Annotated in this window: 22 protein-coding genes and 1 other RNA gene; 7 read left to right on the top strand and 16 right to left on the bottom strand. The window is 45.8% G+C overall.

Features of this window, described 5'->3' with window-relative positions; genetic code table 11:
- Nucleotides 1-28: 28 nt before the first annotated feature.
- The 8 genes from mraY to rsmI form a co-directional block, all read right to left on the bottom strand.
- The gene (mraY, locus tag AC3CH3_RS02400; protein WP_019824581.1) at nt 29-1,111 is read right to left on the bottom strand and encodes a phospho-N-acetylmuramoyl-pentapeptide-transferase; all 1,083 of its coding nucleotides are present in this window, start codon (nt 1,109-1,111) and stop codon (nt 29-31) included.
- A complete protein-coding gene (locus tag AC3CH3_RS02395) occupies nt 1,108-2,481 on the bottom strand; it encodes a UDP-N-acetylmuramoyl-tripeptide--D-alanyl-D-alanine ligase (protein ID WP_488537657.1) in 1,374 nt (457 codons plus the stop codon). Before AC3CH3_RS02395 ends, mraY begins: the two co-directional genes overlap by 4 nt.
- Nucleotides 2,481-3,965 (bottom strand): UDP-N-acetylmuramoyl-L-alanyl-D-glutamate--2,6-diaminopimelate ligase, encoded by a 1,485-nt coding sequence (gene murE, locus AC3CH3_RS02390; protein WP_488537656.1) that lies wholly within the window; start codon nt 3,963-3,965, stop codon nt 2,481-2,483. Before murE ends, AC3CH3_RS02395 begins: the two co-directional genes overlap by 1 nt.
- An 18-nt stretch (nt 3,966-3,983) precedes the next feature.
- On the bottom strand, nt 3,984-5,741 hold the full coding sequence (locus AC3CH3_RS02385) for a peptidoglycan glycosyltransferase FtsI (RefSeq protein WP_019824584.1): 1,758 nt from the start codon (nt 5,739-5,741) through the stop codon (nt 3,984-3,986).
- Nucleotides 5,738-6,055 (bottom strand): cell division protein FtsL, encoded by a 318-nt coding sequence (ftsL, locus tag AC3CH3_RS02380; protein WP_019824585.1) that lies wholly within the window; start codon nt 6,053-6,055, stop codon nt 5,738-5,740. The genes AC3CH3_RS02385 and ftsL overlap by 4 nt, the downstream gene beginning before the upstream one ends.
- 3 nt (nt 6,056-6,058) lie before the next feature.
- On the bottom strand, nt 6,059-7,009 hold the full coding sequence (gene rsmH / locus AC3CH3_RS02375; RefSeq protein WP_017084764.1) for a 16S rRNA (cytosine(1402)-N(4))-methyltransferase RsmH: 951 nt from the start codon (nt 7,007-7,009) through the stop codon (nt 6,059-6,061).
- Between the two features lie 228 nt (nt 7,010-7,237).
- Nucleotides 7,238-7,677, bottom strand: an RNA gene (rnpB, locus tag AC3CH3_RS02370) — RNase P RNA component class A.
- 196 nt (nt 7,678-7,873) lie between these two features.
- Nucleotides 7,874-8,740: a 16S rRNA (cytidine(1402)-2'-O)-methyltransferase gene (rsmI, locus tag AC3CH3_RS02365; protein ID WP_488537655.1), complete on the bottom strand. Its 867-nt coding sequence runs from the start codon at nt 8,738-8,740 to the stop codon at nt 7,874-7,876.
- A gap of 61 nt (nt 8,741-8,801) precedes the next feature.
- Here rsmI and AC3CH3_RS02360 point away from each other — a divergent pair, with 61 nt between their 5' ends.
- From AC3CH3_RS02360 to AC3CH3_RS02345, 4 genes are read left to right on the top strand one after another with little or no spacing between them, the layout of a single operon-like run.
- Complete coding sequence (locus AC3CH3_RS02360; protein WP_488537654.1) at nt 8,802-10,619, top strand: penicillin-binding protein activator; 1,818 nt, start codon at nt 8,802-8,804, stop codon at nt 10,617-10,619.
- Nucleotides 10,606-11,004 carry a YraN family protein gene (locus AC3CH3_RS02355; protein WP_029405593.1) on the top strand — a complete coding sequence of 133 codons (399 nt, stop codon included), beginning with the start codon at nt 10,606-10,608 and terminating at the stop codon, nt 11,002-11,004. Before AC3CH3_RS02360 ends, AC3CH3_RS02355 begins: the two co-directional genes overlap by 14 nt.
- A 2-nt stretch (nt 11,005-11,006) precedes the next feature.
- Nucleotides 11,007-11,597, top strand: coding sequence for a phosphoheptose isomerase (locus tag AC3CH3_RS02350; protein WP_004729817.1), 591 nt, complete (start codon nt 11,007-11,009; stop codon nt 11,595-11,597).
- A 16-nt stretch (nt 11,598-11,613) separates the two neighbouring features.
- On the top strand, nt 11,614-12,219 hold the full coding sequence (locus AC3CH3_RS02345; protein ID WP_017059276.1) for a BON domain-containing protein: 606 nt from the start codon (nt 11,614-11,616) through the stop codon (nt 12,217-12,219).
- Between the two features lie 91 nt (nt 12,220-12,310).
- Here AC3CH3_RS02345 and sspB read toward each other — a convergent pair whose 3' ends face one another.
- The 8 genes from sspB to zapE form a co-directional block, all read right to left on the bottom strand.
- On the bottom strand, nt 12,311-12,790 hold the full coding sequence (gene sspB, locus AC3CH3_RS02340) for a ClpXP protease specificity-enhancing factor (protein ID WP_488537653.1): 480 nt from the start codon (nt 12,788-12,790) through the stop codon (nt 12,311-12,313).
- Nucleotides 12,791-12,811: 21 nt separating this feature from the next.
- Nucleotides 12,812-13,447, bottom strand: a complete 636-nt coding sequence (sspA, locus tag AC3CH3_RS02335; protein ID WP_009848943.1) for a stringent starvation protein SspA — start codon at nt 13,445-13,447, stop codon at nt 12,812-12,814.
- A gap of 97 nt (nt 13,448-13,544) precedes the next feature.
- On the bottom strand, nt 13,545-14,282 hold the full coding sequence (locus AC3CH3_RS02330; RefSeq protein ID WP_017061436.1) for a cytochrome c1: 738 nt from the start codon (nt 14,280-14,282) through the stop codon (nt 13,545-13,547).
- Nucleotides 14,279-15,544 carry a cytochrome b gene (locus AC3CH3_RS02325; protein WP_017061435.1) on the bottom strand — a complete coding sequence of 422 codons (1,266 nt, stop codon included), beginning with the start codon at nt 15,542-15,544 and terminating at the stop codon, nt 14,279-14,281. Before AC3CH3_RS02325 ends, AC3CH3_RS02330 begins: the two co-directional genes overlap by 4 nt.
- Nucleotides 15,544-16,134 (bottom strand): ubiquinol-cytochrome c reductase iron-sulfur subunit, encoded by a 591-nt coding sequence (gene petA, locus AC3CH3_RS02320; protein WP_017061434.1) that lies wholly within the window; start codon nt 16,132-16,134, stop codon nt 15,544-15,546. Before petA ends, AC3CH3_RS02325 begins: the two co-directional genes overlap by 1 nt.
- Nucleotides 16,135-16,464: 330 nt before the next feature.
- On the bottom strand, nt 16,465-16,857 hold the full coding sequence (gene rpsI / locus AC3CH3_RS02315; RefSeq protein ID WP_004740758.1) for a 30S ribosomal protein S9: 393 nt from the start codon (nt 16,855-16,857) through the stop codon (nt 16,465-16,467).
- Nucleotides 16,858-16,870: 13 nt separating this feature from the next.
- Nucleotides 16,871-17,299 carry a 50S ribosomal protein L13 gene (rplM, locus tag AC3CH3_RS02310; protein WP_010434689.1) on the bottom strand — a complete coding sequence of 143 codons (429 nt, stop codon included), beginning with the start codon at nt 17,297-17,299 and terminating at the stop codon, nt 16,871-16,873.
- Nucleotides 17,300-17,546: 247 nt separating this feature from the next.
- Complete coding sequence (zapE, locus tag AC3CH3_RS02305) at nt 17,547-18,650, bottom strand: cell division protein ZapE (protein ID WP_488537652.1); 1,104 nt, start codon at nt 18,648-18,650, stop codon at nt 17,547-17,549.
- 219 nt (nt 18,651-18,869) lie between these two features.
- Here zapE and zapG point away from each other — a divergent pair, with 219 nt between their 5' ends.
- From zapG to degS, 3 genes are all read left to right on the top strand, one after another.
- A complete protein-coding gene (zapG, locus tag AC3CH3_RS02300; protein ID WP_019824592.1) occupies nt 18,870-19,325 on the top strand; it encodes a Z-ring associated protein ZapG in 456 nt (151 codons plus the stop codon).
- Nucleotides 19,326-19,451: 126 nt separating this feature from the next.
- The gene (locus AC3CH3_RS02295) at nt 19,452-20,807 is read left to right on the top strand and encodes a Do family serine endopeptidase (RefSeq protein WP_488538146.1); all 1,356 of its coding nucleotides are present in this window, start codon (nt 19,452-19,454) and stop codon (nt 20,805-20,807) included.
- 158 nt (nt 20,808-20,965) lie between these two features.
- Nucleotides 20,966-22,030, top strand: a complete 1,065-nt coding sequence (gene degS, locus AC3CH3_RS02290) for an outer membrane-stress sensor serine endopeptidase DegS (protein WP_488537651.1) — start codon at nt 20,966-20,968, stop codon at nt 22,028-22,030.
- Nucleotides 22,031-22,132 lie beyond the last annotated feature (102 nt).

The raw sequence follows: 22,132 nt of genomic DNA, 5'->3' as shown, positions 1-22,132 counted from the left end.
AAGAGCCTCTACTCAGAGGCTCATAGGATTAACGAACTTTCAGTGTCGCAAGGCCAACCAGTACTAATACCATTGAGATGATCCAAAAACGCACGATAACACGCGGCTCTGGCCAACCTTTCAGTTCATAGTGGTGGTGAATCGGTGCCATGCGGAAAATACGCTGACCACGCAATTTATAAGAGCCCACCTGCAGAATCACTGACAGAGTCTCCATTACAAACACACCGCCCATGATAACCAGTACCAACTCTTGGCGAACTAACACAGCAATCACACCCAATGCACCGCCAAGTGCTAGTGAGCCAACATCGCCCATGAATACTTGTGCTGGGTAGGTGTTGAACCATAAGAAGCCAAGCCCAGCACCCACGATAGCAGTACATACAACTACAAGCTCAGAAGTGTATGGGATGTATGGAATGTGTAGATATGCCGCGAAGTTAACGTTACCTGTCGCCCAAGCAATCACAGCAAAACCAGCAGCAACCATCACTGTTGGCATAATCGCCAAACCATCTAGGCCGTCTGTTAGGTTCACCGCGTTACTGGTACCCACAATAACAAAATAAGTCAGTACGATGTACAATAAACCTAATTGTGGCATCACATCTTTAAAGAAAGGCACCACCAGTTGGGTTGCCGCTGTATCGTGTCCGTGAGCATACAGAGCAAACGCCACAACCAATGCAATAGCCGATTGCCAGAAGTACTTCCAACGAGCGATCAAGCCATCTGTGTTTTTACGAACCACTTTACGGTAGTCATCAACAAAGCCAACCGCACCGTAACCGCCAAGGACAACCAATACCGCCCAAACGTAAGGGTTAGAAAGATCAGCCCACATTAATACTGTAATAATAATGGCGGCTAGGATCATCACGCCGCCCATGGTTGGTGTGCCACGTTTGCTAAAGTGAGATTCAGGGCCGTCATTACGAACAACTTGGCCAATTTGTAGCATTTGCAGACGCTCAATTAAACGAGGTCCCATCCACAGCGACAGACATAAAGCCGTCAAAATACTCGCGATTGCACGAAACGATAGGTATTCGAACAAACGGAAAAAAGAAAGGTGTGGCTGTAGTAGCTCTGCAAGCCAAATTATCATGAAAAGTTCTCCTTTAAAGCAGCGGCTATTTTACTCATTCCTGCACTATTCGCGCCTTTTACCAACAAGGTATGTGACGCGTTTTCTGGCAAGCATAAGTGCTGCTCTATGTGCGCGATCATCGCTTGATGCGTTGCAAAGTGGGTACCATTACAGACCTCACTAATCACCTTGGTATCATCACCGTAAGTGAGTACATGCTCAAAAGCGAATGGGGCAGCATATTCACCGACTTGACGGTGAAGTGCAAGGCTTTCGTCGCCTAATTCAGCCATATTGCCTAAAATCAACCAACGTTGACCTTTGAAGCTCGACAGCAATTTGGCTGCCGCCTTCATCGCGGGTACGCTGGCGTTATAACTGTCATCTATCAGCTTGATATTCTGACTTAATTGTTGAACCTCAACTCGTCCTTTGACGGAGATAAGATTCGCTAAACCATTTTTTACTTCTTCAAGCGTGGCACCAAACTGAATACTCAACGCTGCCGCCGCCAACGCATTTGCTACGTTATGCTGACCAATAATGCCAAGCTCAACCGGCATAGCGCCTTGCGGTGTTTGCATCTCAAAGCAAGCTTCACCCTTCTCATTAATGCGAATATTCTTAGCAAAGTAATCTGCCGTACTGTCGCTTTCTGAAAATGTCAGTACCGTTTTATCTGCGAGTACTTCATTCCAAAAGTCGCCACCGTTGCTTTCTAGATTAACAATAGCAGTATCACCGGCAGCAAGCCCCTGAAAGATTTCACCTTTCGCTTGTTTAACACCATCAATTGAGCCAAAGCCTTCTAGATGCGCGGCAGCTACGTTATTCACCAACGCCACCTGCGGTTTCACAAGTTGCGTGGTATAGGCGATTTCACCAATATGGTTCGCGCCCAGTTCTATCACGGCATAGTCGTCATTGGGCTCACTGCCCAGTAAGGTTAGTGGTACACCAATATCATTATTGAAGTTACCCGCCGTAAACAGCACCTTGCCACGTTGCTGCAGAATGCTCGCCACCATCTCTTTGACGGTCGTTTTGCCACAGCTTCCTGTAATCGCCATGGTTGGCACGTCACATTGTTTGTGGATCCAAGCACTTAGCTGACCTAAAGCAAGTTTAGTGTCTTCAACAACAACTTGAGTAATATTTAGGTCAAGTTTTCGTTCGACTAACAACGCACTCGCATTTGCCTCAACCGCTTGATGACAAAAGTAATGCGCATCGAAGCGTTCTCCGACAATAGCCACAAACAATGCGCCTTCTTCAACGGTGCGAGTGTCGGTAGAAACGGCATTAATTACGGCATTGTTTGAGTTACCAGCCTCAATCAACTCACCGCTGACCGCTGAACAAATCTGTTCGAGTGATACATCAATCATTATGAAATACCTAAAAGTTGAAGCGCAGACTCTCGATCTGAGTAATGGATCGTTTCGTCTTTTAATACTTGGTAATCCTCATGGCCTTTACCAGCCAAAAGAATAATGTCATTGCTGTCTGCCTGTTCAAGCGCGAACTTAACCGCTTGGTAGCGATCGTGTTCCACAAATGCAGATTCTGGTTTGCTTAAGCCTGCCAGCATGTCTTTGACAATCAAGGCCGGATCTTCGCTACGAGGGTTGTCATCTGAAATAATGATTTTATCGGCGAACTGCTCTGCGGTCGCTGCCATCATAGGACGCTTACCAGTGTCACGGTCACCGCCGCAGCCAAAGATAGACCACAATTTTCCAGAACAGTGAACTCGCAGTGCTGCTAATGCTTTTTCTAAAGCGTCTGGCGTATGCGCGTAGTCGACAACCACTTTTGCTTTGTTCGGCACTTGGAACAGTTCCATACGACCAATCACAGGTTGCAGCTGAGGCGCAGTATCGACCAAGATTTGCTTATCTATACCTAATGACAGCAAGGTCGCAAAGGCCACCAGTACGTTTGATGCGTTAAACTGACCAATTAATGGAACCGAAAGATCGCCTTGTCCCCAACTACCATCGAAAGAGAGCTTAATCCCAGTTTCTGCATAGGCAACATCAGATGCCCATACCGACTGTTGGTAGCCCGTTAATGGAAGTAATGAAACAGCAATCGCATTCGATAAATCTGTCATCCAAGCTTTGCCCACTTCGTCATCAACATTTATCACAGCGTGCTTGCATTTGTGTTCAGTAAACAGGCTCTTCTTAGCCAAAGCGTACTCTTCCATCGTGCCATGGTAATCAAGATGATCACGGCTCAAATTAGTGAATACACCGACTTCGAAGTCCAAGGCTTTAACGCGACCTTGCACCAAACCATGAGAAGATATTTCCATAGCTGTGTAAGCCGCGTTTTCTTCAGCTAACTCACTCAGTGTGCGTTGTATTTCAATCGCACTGCCTGTGGTATTCGCCGCAGTTTTTAGATTGTCTAAAAAGCCATTACCCGTGGTGCCCATTACTGCAGAGCGTTGACCAACAAGATCAAGCCATTGAACAATCAATTGGGTGATGGTGGTTTTGCCATTGGTGCCGGTAACACCTATCAACTTAGTCGCTTGAGACGAGTAAACACGACCGGCCAACTCAGATAACACCAAGTTAAGGTCTTTAATGTAAATTACTGGAACAGCATCCAACCACTCAATCAGACCATGGGCCTTTTCAGCATCAGCTTGTGCGATAACGGCATTGGTTCCCTGTGCGACCGCTTTGTCGATGAAACGACGGCCATCAACAGCATGCCCAACCACAGCAACAAAAATATCGCCGTCTTTGATGGCACGACTATCCAACTCCAACTGCTCAACAGCAATCGCATCCAGCTCAGGTGAACTAAAGTCACCCCAAGGAGAAAGTAAAGATGACAGCGTGAGGCTATTACTCATATTGAATCCTGATTGGCTCTATTCTTGAAACTTGTTTTCATCAGCAGGGACATTCAGTATTTGCAATGCACCCTTCATGATTTCAGAAAAAACGGGGGCAGCAACTGAACCGCCATAGTAAAGGTCACCTTGAGGCTCATTGACCACAACAACCAGCGCGACTCTTGGGTCACTAACCGGGGCAAAACCTGCGGTGATCGCAATGTATTCGTCACTGTATCCGCCAGCTTCAGCCTTACGAGAAGTACCCGTTTTTGCTGCAACTCGGTAACCAGGAACGGCCGCTCTTGTTGCTGTGCCGCCTTTTTGAGTCACCCCTTCGAGCATATTCAAAACCAGTTCAGCGTTCTCGCGCTTGATGATCTGCTTAGAAAAGTCTTGGTCGTTGCTCTTAATAATATGAATCGGTTCATACATGCCTTTGTTGGCTAGCGTCGCATACGCGTGGGCCAACTGCATCGGTGTCACAGACAAACCGTAACCGAATGATAGTGTTGCAATTTCAAACTTAGACCAGCGACGACGATTCGGGAAAATACCGCTCGTTTCACCGATTAAGTTCAGCCCAGACATTTCGCCTAGACCAACAGAACTGTACATCCCAAGCAGGGCTTCTAAAGGCATGTTAAGTGCCAACTTCGCCACACCGATGTTACTCGACTTCTTGAGGATCAGTGCTAAATCAGCCTTACCGACTTTAGAAGAGTCTCGCACACGGCTACCACCGATCTGCATGATGCCGTTGCCAGTATCAATAACGATATCTGGATCTGCCGTGCCGTTCTCTAGCGCCGCCAAAACCACAAAAGGTTTCACGGTAGAGCCGGGCTCCATCGCATCAGTAAGTACGCGGTTACGCATCTTAAAACTTTGTAAATCCGCACGATTGTTCGGGTTATAAGAAGGGGCATTGACCATCGCCAACACAGCGCCGGTTTTTACATCCAACAGAATAGCAGAGCCAGAAGTCGCCTTATGATCGGCCACCGCCTGTTTAATCGCTCGGTAGGCGATCGCTTGTAATCGTTGATCGATCGTTAGCTCGAGTGGTTTGCCTTCTTCACGCTCTTCTAAAGCAATGTTTTCAACAACACGTCCGTAGCGATCTTTACGAATCGTTCGCTTACCCGCCTCGCCTGTGAGCCATTTGTCATAGCTGCGCTCAACACCTTCTAGGCCGTGTCCATCAATGCCGGTAACACCGATAAGGTGCGCGCTGACTTCGCCGGCAGGATAGTAACGTCGAGATTCCGCCTTCAGACCAACACCCACCAGCTTAAGCTCACGGATATACTTAGCCATTGCAGGGCTAACTTGTCTTTGCAGGTAAATAAATCGACGGGATTTGTTACTAGAGATCTTGTCGATCATCGATTGTCGCTCTAAGCCAAGTACATCGGCTAACGCGTACCAACGATCAATTTGGGCCATGCCGTTTTTATCGAAAATCGTTTTAGGATCGGCCCATACCGCTTCAACTGGAACACTCACAGCAAGCGGCTCGCCATTACGGTCTGAAATAATACCGCGAGCAGAAGGAATTGCCTTAACACGTACCGAGCGAAGGTCGCCCTGACGAATTAAGTTATCTGGTTCAATGATTTGGATGTAAGCCACACGACCAACCAGCGCAGCAAAGGCAAGAAACACGAAAGCAATAACGACGTTGAAACGCCATTTAATAAGAATTGGATCCGAGTCCTTTTCGCTCTTCACTCGCTCTTTCGTTGGTTTCTTAACGGCTTTTGCGGGTGCTTTTTCCTTTTTACCGGTCATTTCAGTGTGATCACAACTTCTTTTTCAGAGTCTGGACGTTTCATGTCTAGCTCTCTTTTTGCCGATGCTTGAACGCGACTATGTTCAGCCAGAGCCGTCTCTTCAAGCATTAAATTTCGCCACTCATCATCAAGCTGTTCTCGCTCCACCAACGCCGTGTCTTTTTGCGTGATCGCCTGACGTGACATATGTGTCGTAAGAACGACCCCCATCGCACTCGCGAAGATACAGATAAGAAGCATCAATGGGACCTTGCCCACGGAGATCAAATCAAAAAATATTATCTTGGCTAAGTTCGGTTTGGAGGTCTTCATTGACTATAGCTTTTCTGCGATTCGTAATACTGAGCTACGCGAACGAGTATTCTCATCCACTTCATCTTTAGAAGGCTTGATCGCTTTACCAATTGGTTTTAGATCGGCACTACCTAAAGCTTTAATTTGATCTTCTGTTAGCGGTAAACCATGAGGAACCTGTGGCCCTTGGCTCTCTTTACGGATAAAGCGCTTCACCATGCGGTCTTCAAGGGAGTGGAAGCTGATAACAGAGATACGACCTTGAGGAGCAAGAATGCTTGCTGCACCTTTCAGTGCGGTATCGATCTCTTCAAGTTCGCTGTTGATATAGATACGGAAGGCTTGGAAAGCACGTGTTGCTGGGTGCTTTTTCTCTTTGAAGCTTTTTGGAGCTACATCCGAGATAAGCTTAGCCAACTGACCAGTGCGCGTTAGTGGTTCGTTCTCTTCATTCTCTTGATAAGCGATGATTCCTTTCGCGATACGACGAGCGTGTTTGTCTTCACCGAACTCACGAATAACCCAAGTGATATCATCAAGATCCGCTTCAACTAACCACTGAGAAACAGGAATACCAGTTGTTGGGTCCATACGCATATCAAGCGGGCCGTCTTTCATGAAGCTAAAGCCACGCTCAGCATCATCTAGCTGTGGTGAAGAAACACCTAGATCCAGTAAAACGCCATCCACTTGACCGACTAAGTCATAACGCTCTGCATATTCAGCCATACCTGAGAACGGGCCGTGAATAATCGTAAAACGAGGGTCATCAATCTTTTGCGCTTCTGCAATCGCTTGTGGATCGCGGTCAATACTAAAGAGTCGTCCATTCTCGCCCAGTTTAGACAGGATTGTACGGCTGTGACCACCACGGCCAAAAGTACCATCGATGTAGGTACCGTCAGGTTTGATCGCAAGTCCGTCAATAGATTCGTTAAGCAATACTGAAATATGTTTGAATGCTTCTGTCATAGTCTTCTCAGTGAGTGGATTGAGCCATTAGTTCGGCAATAATTTGTTCTATTAACGTTTTAGTGTACTGATTTCACGCCGTATCTCCACCATATTGTGTATAGGCTTTGGGAATTTTTGACCCAAGCTCATATCAGGATGAAGGATTCTAAGGAAATCTAAATAATTTACGTCAATATAAAGCAAAAAACCCATCACTACCGTTAAGTAATGATGGGTTCTTTATATAGGTGGAGTTGACACATACGCCGGGTTCTGTTCCGCTTGCGCGGCGGTAACCATTCGTCTAGGCCTGCAATCGCTCACAGGCTCAAGCAATCTACCCGCCCCCATACGCGAGCAACGCAATGTGAGGGCCTATTTGATCTTGCTCCGGGTGGAGTTTACCTTGCTACGAACTGTTGCCAGTCGCACGGTGCGCTCTTACCGCACCCTTTCAGCCTTACCTGTACCCCTTCCGAAGAAATGAGGCCATCGGCGGTCTTCTCTCTGCTGCACTTGTCGTGGGCTCGCGCCCCCCAGACGTTATCTGGCACCCTGCTCTATGGAGCCCGGACGTTCCTCCCCTCTACCAGTCTCCCGAAGGACTTCAACGTCAGTTTCCCGAAGGACCTCAACGTCAGTCTCCCGAAGGACATCAGCAAAGCAGCGATTACCCGTTCAACTCCGAGGGCGGATTGTATAGAGATTAGGGTGCAGTGTCTAGCGAGATCACAAATATGGTGCAAACCTCTAAGCAACTGCGTAATTTTTACACAATTCAGACAAAAAAAGAGGAATGACGGCAATACCATCATTCCTCACAAGCTTTTTCAATAAAGGTTATCTACTCTATAAATAGGTATCTAGTCTATAAAGAGTTATCTAGTTGTCTAGATGCTCTAGGCCCCATTTGTATAAAGCGTTCTTTTTCAGATTGTAGATTTCTGCCGTCATCGCCGCCGCTTTTTTAAGAGGCAGCTCTTTGGTTAGAATGCCTAGTGTGCGAGTCGCTTCGTCTGGCAATTCTGTGCTCGCTTCTTCACGGTGGCCGTGAATCAGTAACACCATCTCACCACGTTTACGGTTCGCGTCTTCTTCAATCCACTCAATAAGTTCACCCAGTGGCAGCCCTTGGATGGTTTCGAAGGTTTTGGTTAGCTCACGCGCCAATACAACCTCACGGTCAGGACCAAGAATCTCAAGCATGTCTTGTAGAGAGTCTGAAATACGGTGCGGTGATTCATAGAAGATGCAAGTGCGCTCTGCTTTTGCGATCTCTAAGAACTTGTCTTTACGACCTTTGCTCTTTGGTGGCAAGAAGCCTTCAAAACTGAAACGATCCGACGGTAAACCAGAAGCACTCAACGCGGTAATCACAGCACAAGCACCAGGAAGTGGCACAACTCTCACACCCGCTTGACGACATTGTGAGACAAGATGGTAACCTGGGTCACTAATTAAAGGAGTACCCGCATCAGAGACTAATGCGATAGACTGACCTTCTAATAACCTTTCGACTAGAACTTGTGCTTTAGTTTGTTCATTATGCTCATGTAAAGCGAACGTTCTGGTTGATATATTGAAGTGAGCAAGCAGCTTACCCGTGTGGCGTGTGTCTTCGGCTGCAATAACATCGACACTTGATAAAATTTCAATTGCTCTTTGAGTGATATCTCCCAAATTTCCGATTGGGGTTGGCACAATGTAGAGAGTTGGGCTCTCTGTGAGCAAGGTTTTGTTATCTGTCATTTGTTTACCATCACTTCAACGATTAATATAGATACAAATTTATACGGAATTTAAAGAACTCATGGCAACGATGAACCATAAGAGACTCAGTGTACCACGCTTACTAACTCCAATTGCATTAGCAATTACATTGGCGGCTTGTTCTTCAGGTCCTCAAGCACCAACGAGCGTTGATATTACACTAGATCCAGCGCAATCAACTGAAAGTTACATGATGCAGGCGGATAGTAGCAAAGGAAGTCTACAAAACGACTGGTTAATCATGGCACTTAAGGCTTCTGTGCAAGCTGGAAAAACCGATCAAGCCACTCTGCTGATCAAACGCTTAGCAAAACAAGAGCTGAGCGAAACGCAACAAGCGGAATGGCAATTAGCTCGCGCTCAACTGTTGGTGAATAACTCGCAGCCTGAACAAGCTTATAGCCAACTGAACTTCCAGCCTTGGTGGAAACTTCCGAACGAGCAGTGGAAAGATTATCACGAGCTACGCGCGAACATTTCTGAAATGCAAAGCGAGTATTTTGAAGCAAGCCGTGAGTTAGTTCTTTATTCAGAATATCTAGACGCTGACGACGAGCTCCAACAACAAGCTGCTGACCGTATTTGGCAGAACCTAAATAGCTACTCTCAATATGAGATTCTAGAGCTTAAGACGTCGCCTACAGAAGACGTTCTTGCAGGTTGGTTACAGCTGGCGATTTACATGAAGACGCTGAACTCAAACCTTCCAAACCTGCAGGAAACCCTGTCTAATTGGCTAGCAGAGAACCCTCAGCACCCAGCAGCGACATACACACCTCAGGCGATCACTGACATCTTGGCGCTAGAGATCAGCAAGCCAACCAGCACTGCACTATTACTGCCTCTAACCGGTAAATACGGTAAGCAAGCACAACTTGTACGTGACGGTTTCATCTTTGCGATGATGAATGACAAAGAGCGTGAAGAAGATGCAACGCTGACGGTAATGGATACCAACGTGCAAAGTGCAGCTGAAATCAAAGCGACACTGGAAGAAAACAACGTTGATTTCATCGTTGGCCCGCTGATTAAGAGCAACATAACTAAGCTTCAGCAAGCGCAGAAAAACCACGAAAACTCGATTCCAGCATTAGCTCTGAACATTCCAACGCAACTAGAACCAGATACCAACATTTGTTATCTCGCTCTATCGCCAGAACAAGAAGTCGCTCAGGCAGCGAAACACCTATTTGCTCAAGGCTACAAGTACCCGCTTATCCTTGCGCCAAGAGGACGTTTAGGTGAGCGTGTTGAGCAAGCGTTTAAAGAAGAGTGGAAAAAATACAGCAGCAACGATGTTGCTATCAGCTTGTTCTCTGACAAACGCCAACTGCAACGTAATGTGAATCAGGTATTCGGCTTGCAAGAGAGCCAACAACGTATCGCTCAAATGGACGGGTTACTGAACCTAGACCTAGAAACAGAGCCACGCAGCCGTCGTGATATCGATTCTGTCTACATTGTGGCTAAGAACTCAGAGCTAACGCTAATCAAACCCTTCATTGAAGTTGCAATTAACCCTGATGCGAGCCAACCCGCTCTGTTCTCAAACTCACGCAGCAACAGCGGTGATAAGCAGTATGAAGACCTAACAGGTGTGTTCTACAGCGATATCCCGCTATTAGTTGAGAATAAAAACGAGCTTAATAAAGAGCTCAACGACCTATGGCCTGCACACTCAAACGGCCAAAAGCGTCTGCAAGCACTAGGAATGGATGCCTACTACCTAATGGATGCACTGCCACAGATGAAAGCAGTACAGGGTTACAGCATTCCAGGTGAAACGGGTGTGCTAACCATCGATAACAACTGTGTGGTTCAACGTGAAATCAGCTGGGCAGAGCATGGGGCTTTTTAGCCGAAAGTTCCTATCCAAACCAACCATCACCCACAAACAAGTGGGTGATAAATACGAGACCGTGGCAAAATCTTATCTGATTAACCACGGTTTATCGTTAATAGAAGAAAACTTCATAGCAAAATGTGGCGAGATTGATCTTATAATGCGCCATAACAATACGGTTGTGTTTGCTGAGGTAAAATACCGCAAGCAAACCCGCTACGGACATGCCGCTGAAATGGTGACTGTCAAGAAGTCACAGAAACTGCTCAAAACAGCCAATGTTTGGCTTATGCAGCAAGGCTTGTCGGTGCACTCTACAGATTTCAGGTTTGATATTGTTGCCATTGAAGGGCCGAATGACACTATCGACTGGATTCAAAACGCGATTACCCAAGGATAAACATGCTAGACAGCATTAAAGAAAGTTTCACAGAAAGTATTCAAATCCAAATTGCGGCTGCAGAAGCTCTGCCTGACGCAATCACGCATGCCGCTCAAGCAATGGTTGCGACCTTGCTTAACGGAAACAAAATTCTTTGTTGTGGTAATGGTGGTTCGGCGTCGAATGCTCAGCAATTTGTATCGTGCCTACTCAACCGATTTGAAACAGAGCGCCCTAGCCTTCCTGCGATGGCACTCACAGCAGACAACACCACGCTAACAGCCGTGGCTAACGACTACCACTATGAAGAGATCTTCTCTAAGCAGGTGCGTGCGTTTGGTCAAACTGGCGATATCCTGCTGGCTATCTCGACTAGCGGTAACAGCAAGAACATCATCAAGGCAATGGAAGCGGCGGTAACTCGCGACATGACCATCATCGCCTTTACCGGTAAAGATGGTGGCGAAATGGCAGGCTTGCTTGGTGAACACGATGTAGAGATTCGTATCCCTTCACACCGTACAGCACGCATTCATGAAGTACACATGGTGACACTCCACTGCCTATGTGACCTAATCGATCAAGTACTCTTCCCTGCTCACGAAGAGTGATAGACGGAGCATCACAATGAAATCATTAACCTCTATGAGGCTGTTTAAGCTGATTAGTGTTTCGCTACTTACACTGTCTCTGTCTGGTTGTGCTGGCATTTTCATTGCTGGTGCAGCAACTACAGCAAACCTAGTCACTGATACACGAACCACCAAAGAGATTTGGAACGACAACAACATCGAATTCGAAGTTGCAGCGATTACCAATAAACAACCTTTCCGTGGCAACGTACGCGTCACCGCAAGCTCATACCGAGGTTCGGTGGTACTGATGGGGCAAGCGACCACAGATTCAGAACGTCGCGCTTTTGAAAACCAAGCCAAAGAAGTGGCTGGCGTTGAGAGCATCCACAATCAAGTTCGAGTGAAAGAGCCATTGTCTGTGAGCGCTATCAGTAAAGACAGCTGGATTACCACTAAAGTGAAGTCAGCTCTGCTTGCAAATGCTGAGCTTAACGGCATCAAAGTAAAAGTGATTACTGAGGATTCAGAAGTATTCCTGCTTGGCCTCGTGACTAGAGAGCATGCCGATATCGCGACAGAAGTTGCGCGTAACATATCTGGCGTAAAACAGGTTATTCGAGCGTTTGAATACGGTGAAGAAGAGACGGCTGTTAACTAGCCGTAAGCCAGTCAATTAAATGCTATATAGCAGAAAAGAAAAAGCAGCGACGAGTCGCTGCTTTTTTATTTGGTTCGTTATTTAACTAACGTTATTTGATAACACGAAGGCTTGGGCGACCTTTCGCTGGACGAGGTGGCTCAGGATCTGAGTCAGGCTCTTCAGCATCTACGTCTGCCGTTGCTACGCTCAAAGATGGGCCTTTCTCTTGTTCTTCAAAAGGACTTTCTTCAATCCCTTCTTCAAACGCTTCCATGTAAGCCTCTTCAGGTTCAAACATGGTACCAGCACCATTTTCACGAGCATAAATCGCTTGTACTGCGTAAAGCGGAACGATCACAGAGTGTGGACGACCACTAAAGCGAGCACTAAACGTCACAGCTTCGTTACCCAGTTCAAGTTGTCCAACCGCACGAGGCGCGATGTTCAGAATGATCTGACCATCTTGAACAAACTCTTCTGGAACTCGCACACCCGGCAATGTTGCTTCAACAACAAGGTGTGGAGTTAGTTCGTTATCAACCAGCCACTCATAAAATGCACGAAGCATGTATGGTCGGCGTGGAGTCATATTTGAAATATCCATAAACGCTTAGCGAACGAGTCGCATCTCACGCTCAGCTTCAGTTAGAGAAGCTAGGAATGAATCACGTTCGAATACGCGGTTCATGTAAATCTTAAGCTCTTTAGAACCAGGACCAATCAGTTCGATACCAAGCTCAGGTAAACGCCATAGTAGCGGAGCTAGGTAACAATCAATTAGGCTAAACTCTTCGCTCATGAAGTATTCATACTCAGCGAAGATAGGAGCAAGAGTCAGTAGGTCGTTGCGCAGTTTAACGCGAGCTGCTTCAGATTCTTCAGCGTTGCCTTTAACGATCTTCTCTGCAACTGAATACCAGTTACGCTCAATGCGGTACATCATTAGACGGCTGTTACCACGAGCAACCGGGTATACAGGCATCAAAGGTGGATGAGGAAAACGCTCATCTAGGTATTCCATGATGATCTTTGAGTCATATAGAGCAAGCTCACGATCAACAAGAGTAGGTACTGATTTGTACGGGTTCAGTTCAACAAGCTCTGCTGGTAGATTTTTTTCATCAACCAACTCAACTTCAACACTTACGCCTTTTTCAGCAAGAACGATGCGCACCTGATGGCTATACATATCAGAAGCACTTGAGAAAAGAGTCATTACAGAACGTTTATTGGCAGCTACAGCCATGGAGCCCTCCAGTACACTTTAAATAAAAACAATGGAGGCCTAAAGCCTCCATTGAACATTAACATAATTTGGGAATTAGCACGGTATTATAGCACAATTAGTGCACATCACGCCAATACTCTTTCTTCAGCAAAATCACGATGATAGTGAAGATTACTAAGAAGGCCATTACCCACCAACCCATAGCGTGACGCTCAAGTTGAACTGGGTCGCCCGAGTAAACCAAAAAGTTAACAAGGTCACGAACAGCTTCGTCGTATTCACCAGCACTTAATTCGCCAGAGCCGTCAGTCTCAGTGCCGACAACAACCGTCACTTCCTCGCCATCTACCATATGAGTATCATAGATTGGTGTTGGGATACCTTGCAGTTCTTCAAGAACGTGCGGCATACCAACGCTTGGGAAAACAATGTTGTTCACGCCAAATGGACGAGACGGATCTTCATAGAAAGTACGAAGGTAAGTGTACAGCCAGTCTGCACCACGAACACGAGCAACCAATGTTAGGTCTGGTGGCGGAGCACCAAACCAACTTGCCGCTTGATCAGAAGGCATAGCATTAACCATCAGGTCACCGATTTTCGCTTCAGGGTCAAAAATCAGGTTTTCCTTCATAAGATCAACGGGGATCTCTAAATCATTCGCAACACGTTCATAGCGCTGGTACTGCGTTGAGTGACAAGCGAAACAGTAGTTCATGAACATCTTAGCGCCATTTTGCAATGAAGCTTTGTCTGTTAAATCATTGTTCGCTTTGTCTAATGGTACGTTTGCACCCGCTGCCATCACCAGTGAAGGCAACATAGCAAATAAAATTACAATCCACTTTTTCATTTGAATGTCACCCTTTCTGGTAATGGTTTCGTCGCTTCATTTTTACTGTAGAACCACAGTAGAACGAAGAACATGAAGTAACCTAAGCTAAAGATTTGAGCCAGTAGCGTGTATGTTGGCGTTGCTGGAAGCGCACCAAGTACACCAAGCGCAATAAAGCTTATTGTGAATTGGATGATATTAATCAAATGCAGTTTGCTACGGTAACGGTAAGAACGCACTTTACAACGGTCGAACCATGGTAGTAGGAATAGCACAACAATAGATGCGCCCATTGCTACAACACCTAGCAACTTATCAGGAACAGCACGCAGAATTGCGTAAAACGGCGTGAAGTACCATACCGGAGCGATGTGCTCTGGTGTTTTCAGTGGGTTAGCAGCTTCAAAGTTTGGCGGCTCAAGGAAGAACCCACCCATTTCTGGGTTAAAGAACAGCACATAACAGAAGAAGAATAGGAAACCGGCCACACCAACCATATCTTTCACAGTCCCGTATGGGTGGAAAGGAATAGAGTCAATGATGTCGTATTTCTTAGTGTAATCCTTGTGGAATGGGAACTGAGTTTTGTAGTCGTCGCCCATTGTGCCTTTAGGAAGTTTCGTCTCGATACCGTCTGGGTTGTTCGAACCCACTTCGTGCAGTGCCAGTACGTGAAGTACGATAAGCAGCAGAAGTACGATTGGTAAAGCGATAACGTGCAGTGCGAAGAAACGGTTCAGCGTTGCACCAGAGATGATGTAGTCACCACGGATCCAAAGCGTTAGGTCATCACCGATAACAGGGATCGCACCAAACAGAGAAATGATTACCTGAGCACCCCAGTAAGACATTTGACCCCATGGTAGTAGGTAACCCATGAAAGCCTCAGCCATAAGCACTAAAAAGATCAACATACCGAAGATCCAAAGTAGCTCACGAGGTTTTTGGTAAGAGCCGTAGATTAGGCCACGGAACATGTGCAGGTAGATAACCACGAAGAATGCCGAAGCACCTGTTGAGTGCATGTAACGTAGTAGCCAACCGTATTCCACATCACGCATGATGTATTCAACAGAAGCAAATGCACCCTCACCTGATGGTACGTAGTTCATTGTTAGCCAAATACCCGTAAGGATTTGGTTAACCAGTACCAACATTGCCAAAGAACCGAAAAGGTACCAAAAGTTAAAGTTCTTAGGCATTGGGTATTCAGATAAATGCTTTTTATAAGCATTCATCGCGGGTAGACGTTTCTCTACCCAATCAAGCAATCCTTGCATTACGCGTCTCCCTCGTCCACACCGATCATGATCTTAGTGTCACTCAAATACATATGCTTTGGTACAACAAGATTCAATGGAGCTGGTACGCCTTGGAATACTCGACCTGCCATATCAAACTTTGAACCATGACAAGGACAGAAGAAACCAGACTTAACACCCTGAACTTGTTCTGCAAAAGAATCCGGCAGGTAAGTTGGAGAACAACCTAAGTGCGTACAGAAACCAACAGCAACGAAGAATTCCGGCTTAATTGAACGGAACTCGTTCTGTGCGTATTCTGGTTGTTGTTCAGCTTCAGATTGAGGGTCACGAAGTTGACCACCGATCGATTTTAGGTTTTCTAGTACCGACTCAGCACGGCGTACAACCCATACAGGTTTACCTTGCCACTCGACACGAACCATTTGTCCCGGTTCTAACTTACTGACTTCCACTTCCACCGGCGCGCCCGCAGCTTTCGCCTTGGCACTCGGATTCCATGATTTAATAAAAGGCACGGCTACAGCAGCTGCTCCTAAACCACCAACAACGGCTGTTGTTGCGGTTAAGAAACGCCTGCGACCGTTATTTAAAGGCGCGTTGCTCATCCAAACATTCTCCCATTTGCTCCTTGTGGATTGAAATAATTCCGATTAAAGAGCATGGCTAACAAAATATGTATTTAGTTCTATTTATTGACGGCAAATGATAAATAAAACCCTACTTTTTGACAAGATAAAGCTACCTTTTTGTAACAATCATGAGGCAAAGCGCACATTGGGTTACAAAAGCTTTCAAAATATAAGAATTTGGAAATAAAACGAGGGAGGGGAAGCGTTTAGAGGGGGTATAAAAACAAAAAGCTCGGCATATAGCCGAGCTTTGAACCACAATTCCAGTCGTAAAACTGGGAGCGTGTACTTTTTCGTAAAGAAAAATTAACGCTTAGAGAATTGAGGTTTACGACGTGCTTTACGTAGACCAACTTTCTTACGTTCAACGCAACGAGCGTCACGAGTAACGTAGCCAGCTGCACGTAGAGCAGGACGTAGAGTTTCATCGTACTCCATAAGAGCGCGAGTGATACCGTGGCGGATTGCGCCAGCTTGACCAGAAATACCACCACCAGAAACAGTGATGTAAAGGTCAAGTTTCTCAGTTAGTTCAACTAGCTCAAGAGGTTGCTTAACAACCATACGAGAAGTTGGACGACCGAAGTAAACATCAAGGCTACGCTTGTTGATTACGATCTCACCAGAGCCTGGTTTGATGAAAACACGAGCTGCTGAGCTTTTGCGACGACCAGTGCCGTAGTATTGATTCTCTGCCATTTTCATAATCCCCTTAGATGTCTAGTACTTGTGGCTGTTGAGCAACATGGTTGTGCTCAGTACCAGCGTACACTTTAAGCTTACGGTACATCGCGCGGCCTAGAGGACCACGTGGAAGCATACCTTTAACTGCTAGTTCTAGAACCATTTCTGGTTTCTTAGCAATTAGCTTTTCAAAAGTGATAGTTTTAAGACCACCTGGGAACTCAGAGTGACGGTAGTAAACCTTACCCTTAGCTTTGTTACCAGTTACAGCAACTTTCTCAGCGTTAACAACGATGATGTAATCACCAGTGTCTACGTGAGGAGTGTATTCTGCTTTGTGCTTGCCGCGTAGGCGAGAAGCGATTTCACTTGCTAGACGGCCAAGAGTTTTGCCTTCAGCGTCTACAACATACCAGTCGCGTTTTACAGTTTCTGGTTTAGCAACGAAAGTTTTCATGCTAATAATTACCTATTTAAAAAATTTACACTTAAGGAATACTCGCGTATTCCCACTGTCTAAGAGTTACCATTCATCACCCCTTCGAGTGTTGGAAAACTCTTGGCATAACGTGATTTTACTCATCGCTAGAGGCCCGCAGTAACGGTAGGTCGCAGGATTATAGAGAAGAGCGAAGAAAAAATCACCTCTTTTTGAACAAAATCACGATTTTTTTAATTCTATTTCTTATTCGAGATAATCAAAGCTAACTTAAGTGTTCTTTTGCCAAATATTCATGGCTCTGCATTTCAATTAAACGCGACTGACAACGTTTAAATTCAAACTCTAGCTGACCATGGGTGTATAGCTTTTCTAGCTCCACTTCCGCTGAAATAATCAGTTTCACATTGCGCTCGTAGAACTCATCAACTAATGCAATGAAGCGCCTCGCAGCGTCATCTGAAGTCGCGCCCATTTGCAACACATCCGCCAATAGAACCGTGTGATAAACCCGAGACAACTCAATATAGTCGTTCTGGCTACGAGCCGACTGACAAAGCTGAGCAAAGGTACCGTGCAGTACGCCATCACTCGCTTCGACTACATCTAATTGACGGTGATTAACCTCTATCTGCTTAAGCTTCTCTTTATCTTCGCCAACCAACTGAGCGTAATACTTTTCGAGATTGATATTCGCTTGGCTATCTAGCGGGTAATGGTAAATCTCAGCCTGTTCTAAGGTACGCAGACGATAATCAATGCCGCTATCGACATTAAGGATATGACAGTTGTCTTGAATGAGCTTAATGGCCGGTAAGAAACGCGCTCGCTGTAATCCGTTGCGATACAGATCCGCGGGTGGAATATTAGAGGTCGCCACCAAGATAACGTTTCGAGCGAATAACTCTTGGAACAAGGTTCCTAGGATCATCGCATCGGTGATGTCTGAAACAAAGAATTCGTCGAAACAAATAATGTCCGCTTCTTCCTTCAACTTGTCTGCGACTAAAGGCAATGGATCACTCACATTACCTAGCGCCTTTAGCTCATCATGAACTCGATACATAAAGCGGTGAAAGTGCACACGCATTTTTTTAGTGGTCGGTAAGGCATCGTAGAACGTATCCATTAGGTACGTTTTTCCTCGCCCTACGCCCCCCCAGAAATAGAGACCTTTTGGTGGTTGTAGCAGTTCTGGCTTTTTGCCCAATAATTTCTGGAAGCGAGTCAGTTGAGGAATGGGCGTATTCATGTAATCTTGAAATAGATGAAAGAGTTCATCTAAAGATTTAACGGCTTGCTCTTGTGCTGGATCTCTTTGAAATCCATGTTCTTTTATATCTTGTTCGTATTTTTTAATGGGATTCATGACGACATTTCCACAATGAAAGCAATATCAGACAACAACTAAAAATGAGCCCAAACAGTACGAGGAATAACGTGATGTGGTGAATAATGCAGCATCAAACTGCTAACTAGCGCACACGCATTTCTCTTTATACTGCGGCTTTCTCATAGTACCATGGAGCTGTATCACGTGTAACTAAGCAGTAACAAACATGTTAAAAAACAATAATAAGGAGCTGTTATGCCTTGGATGTATGCCGTTGCCGGTTTACTAGTCGGAGTTATTTTAGGGGTCGCTATTTCTCGTCTCATGACACCTGAATACAAAAAACAAAAGAACGTACAGAAAGAATTAGATAGCGCAAAGTTTGCCCTTGAGCAGCAGCGACAAGAGCTGGCTGATCACTTTGCGAAATCAGCAGAAATGTTGGACACATTAGGTAAAGACTACACAAAACTGTACCAACACATGGAAAAAACAAGCTCAGAGCTGATTCCTAACCTGCCAGAGCAAGATAACCCGTTTGTGAAAACAGCCGCTGCCCATTCGGACAAGCCACAAGAGAAGTCTTCAGCAAAAGAGGCGACACTTGAGGAACAACCGAAAGATTACGCTAATGGCGCAACCGGTTTATTTACAGAGCAGAAGAAAGAAATCATGGATGCTCCCGATGTTGTAACAGCAAAAGCATCGTAAACATTTAACACTTCTGTGAACTTTACAAAGGTTTTTGAGTCATAACTTTCACTCAGGTCATTTGAAACTTCTCATACTTATTAAACGTATAAGAGGGTTAAGACCTTAACTAGAGAGGAGTTTATGATGAAAAAACCTTTGCTTGCTTTATCAGTACTGACTTTAAGCTTAAGTTCAATCATCACCCCCATTCAAGCAACAGCCGCACTGCCATTAAGTGTGGGTAATGAACAATTACCAAGCCTTGCTCCTATGCTTGAACAAGTGACCCCCGCTGTGGTTAGTATTGCCGTAGAAGGCAAACAGGTACAACGTCAGCAAATCCCTGAACAATTTCAATTCTTTTTTGGTCCAGAACAAACACGAGAGCGTCCATTCCGCGGGCTAGGCTCTGGTGTCATCATTGACGCTAAGAAAGGTCATATCGTGACCAATTACCATGTCATTAATGGCGCAGACGATATCAAAGTAAAATTGCATGATGGTCGAGAGTACGATGCTGAGCTAATCGGCGGCGACCAGATGTCTGATATCGCACTGCTAAAATTAGAAGAAGCCAAGAACCTTACCCAGATAAAAGTCGCAGACTCAGACAAACTAAGAGTTGGTGATTTTAGTGTCGCGATCGGTAACCCATTCGGACTTGGGCAAACCGTGACATCCGGTATTGTTTCTGCACTTGGTCGTAGCGGCCTGAATCTAGAAAACTTTGAAAACTTCATTCAAACCGATGCAGCAATCAATAGCGGTAACTCTGGTGGTGCGCTAGTGAACCTCAACGGTGAGCTGATTGGTATCAACACCGCCATTCTTGGCCCTAACGGAGGTAATGTCGGTATCGGCTTTGCAATCCCTTCTAATATGATGACAAATCTGACAGAACAAATTCTCGATTTCGGTGAAGTAAAACGCGGCATGCTTGGCGTTCAAGGCGGAGAAGTGACCTCCGAATTGGCAGAAGCACTCGGTTATGAATCAAGTAAAGGCGCCTTTGTTAGCCAAATCGTCCCTGACAGCGCAGCAGATAAAGCCGGACTGAAAGCGGGCGATATTATTGTCTCTGTTAATGGCAAACGCATTGATACCTTCAGCGAGTTAAGAGCTAAGGTCGCAACACTCGGCGCTGGTAAGCAGATTGAGCTGGGTGTGGTTCGTGACGGTAAGAGCAAAACCTTTGATGTGACGCTTGGTGAATCCACCAATAATAAGACACAGGCTGAGAAGCTCCATGAAGGACTAGCCGGAGCTGAATTAACCAACACAACAGAGAGTGACTCTGCAACGGGTGTCAAGGTCTCAAGTGTTGCTCAAGGCTCACCAGCCGAAGCCTATCAACTTCTGAAAGATGACATCATCATCGGGGTAAACCGTCAAACGGTTAAGAACCTTGCTGAGTTTAGAGAGATTCTTGAAAAACAACCTGGTGTACTGGCGCTTAATATCCAGCGAGGCGACCGAACTATCTATCTTGTAATTCGATAGTCTTACGTCAGCGCAATTACAGGGAGGCCCAGTAAGTTTGCTTTAAACTTACTCAGTCTCCCTTTTCTTTAGATCAATCAAAATGCTATGCTTCACTTGTAATCAAGTCAGTCATCCATTGATGGAGGCTTCAAACCTTACTTGTTGAAGAGGGAAACATGCTGTCCTTTCTATTTCGTTCTATTTCCCTTGGACTCGTTTCAGCGGCGCTTATTCTTCTCGCCTTCCCGAGCTTAAGACCAGCGATTGTCGCTGACGTCACTAGTCCTAAAATCGATAATATTGGCTCTCTTCAGATTTCATTTAACCAAGCAGTTCGCCGCGCGGCACCAGCAGTGGTTAACATTTATAGCCGTAAATACGCTGAAAGCGATCGAAACAAACTGCTCACTCAAGGTTTGGGCTCTGGGGTGATTGTTAGCGAGAAAGGCTACATCATTACCAACTTCCATGTTGTGGCTCAAGCAGACCAAATAGTTGTGGCACTTCAAGATGGCCGAGTAGCAGCTGCGCAACTTGTCGGTTCAGACAAGCGCACCGATATCGCGATACTTAGAGTCAGCGGTGATAACCTACCAGTGATCCCACTCAATCCTAATTACAAAGCCAATGTCGGTGATGTTGTACTGGCTATCGGTAACCCATACAACCTAGGTCAAACAACAACCTTTGGTATCATCTCTGCAACCGGCCGTTCTTCGATTAGTGCCGATGGCCATCAAGCCTTTATCCAGACCGATGCGGCAATCAATGAAGGTAACTCAGGTGGTGCGCTGGTGAACTCACAAGGTGAGCTAGTCGGTATCAATACCGCGTCTTTCCAGCAAGCTACCGACATGGAAACCTATGGGATCTCATTCGCTATCCCCTATCCGCTTGCTAATAAAATCATGGAAAAGATCATCGCCGATGGTCGTGTGATCCGTGGATATATTGGTATCGATGGACAAGACATCAATTCAGTCACCTCACGCATGTTGGGTACTAAGAATATCGGCGGGATTGTTGTGTTGGGGATAGACCCTAATGGACCGGCTGCCGATGCGGGGTTTGAAGCTCAAGACATTATTGTCAGTATCAACGATAACCAAGTAAATGGTCGCCAGAGTGTAATGGACATCGTTACCGACCTGCGACCGGGTACAGTTATCGATGTGGGTATATTGCGCCAAGGTGAAAGCAAAACTCTAAAGGTGACCATCGCCGAAGATACTCGCCTGTAGAGCAAACTCTGTAAGCAGTGATTCAAGCTGCTAATACACAAGTACAAAAAACCCAGCTCATAGGCTGGGTTTTCTTTTATCTAAAGATTGTTTCAAGTATCT

Source organism: Vibrio sp. QJM3NY_35, assembly GCF_057785915.1.
This window is presented reverse-complemented; position numbering and strand designations above follow the sequence as displayed.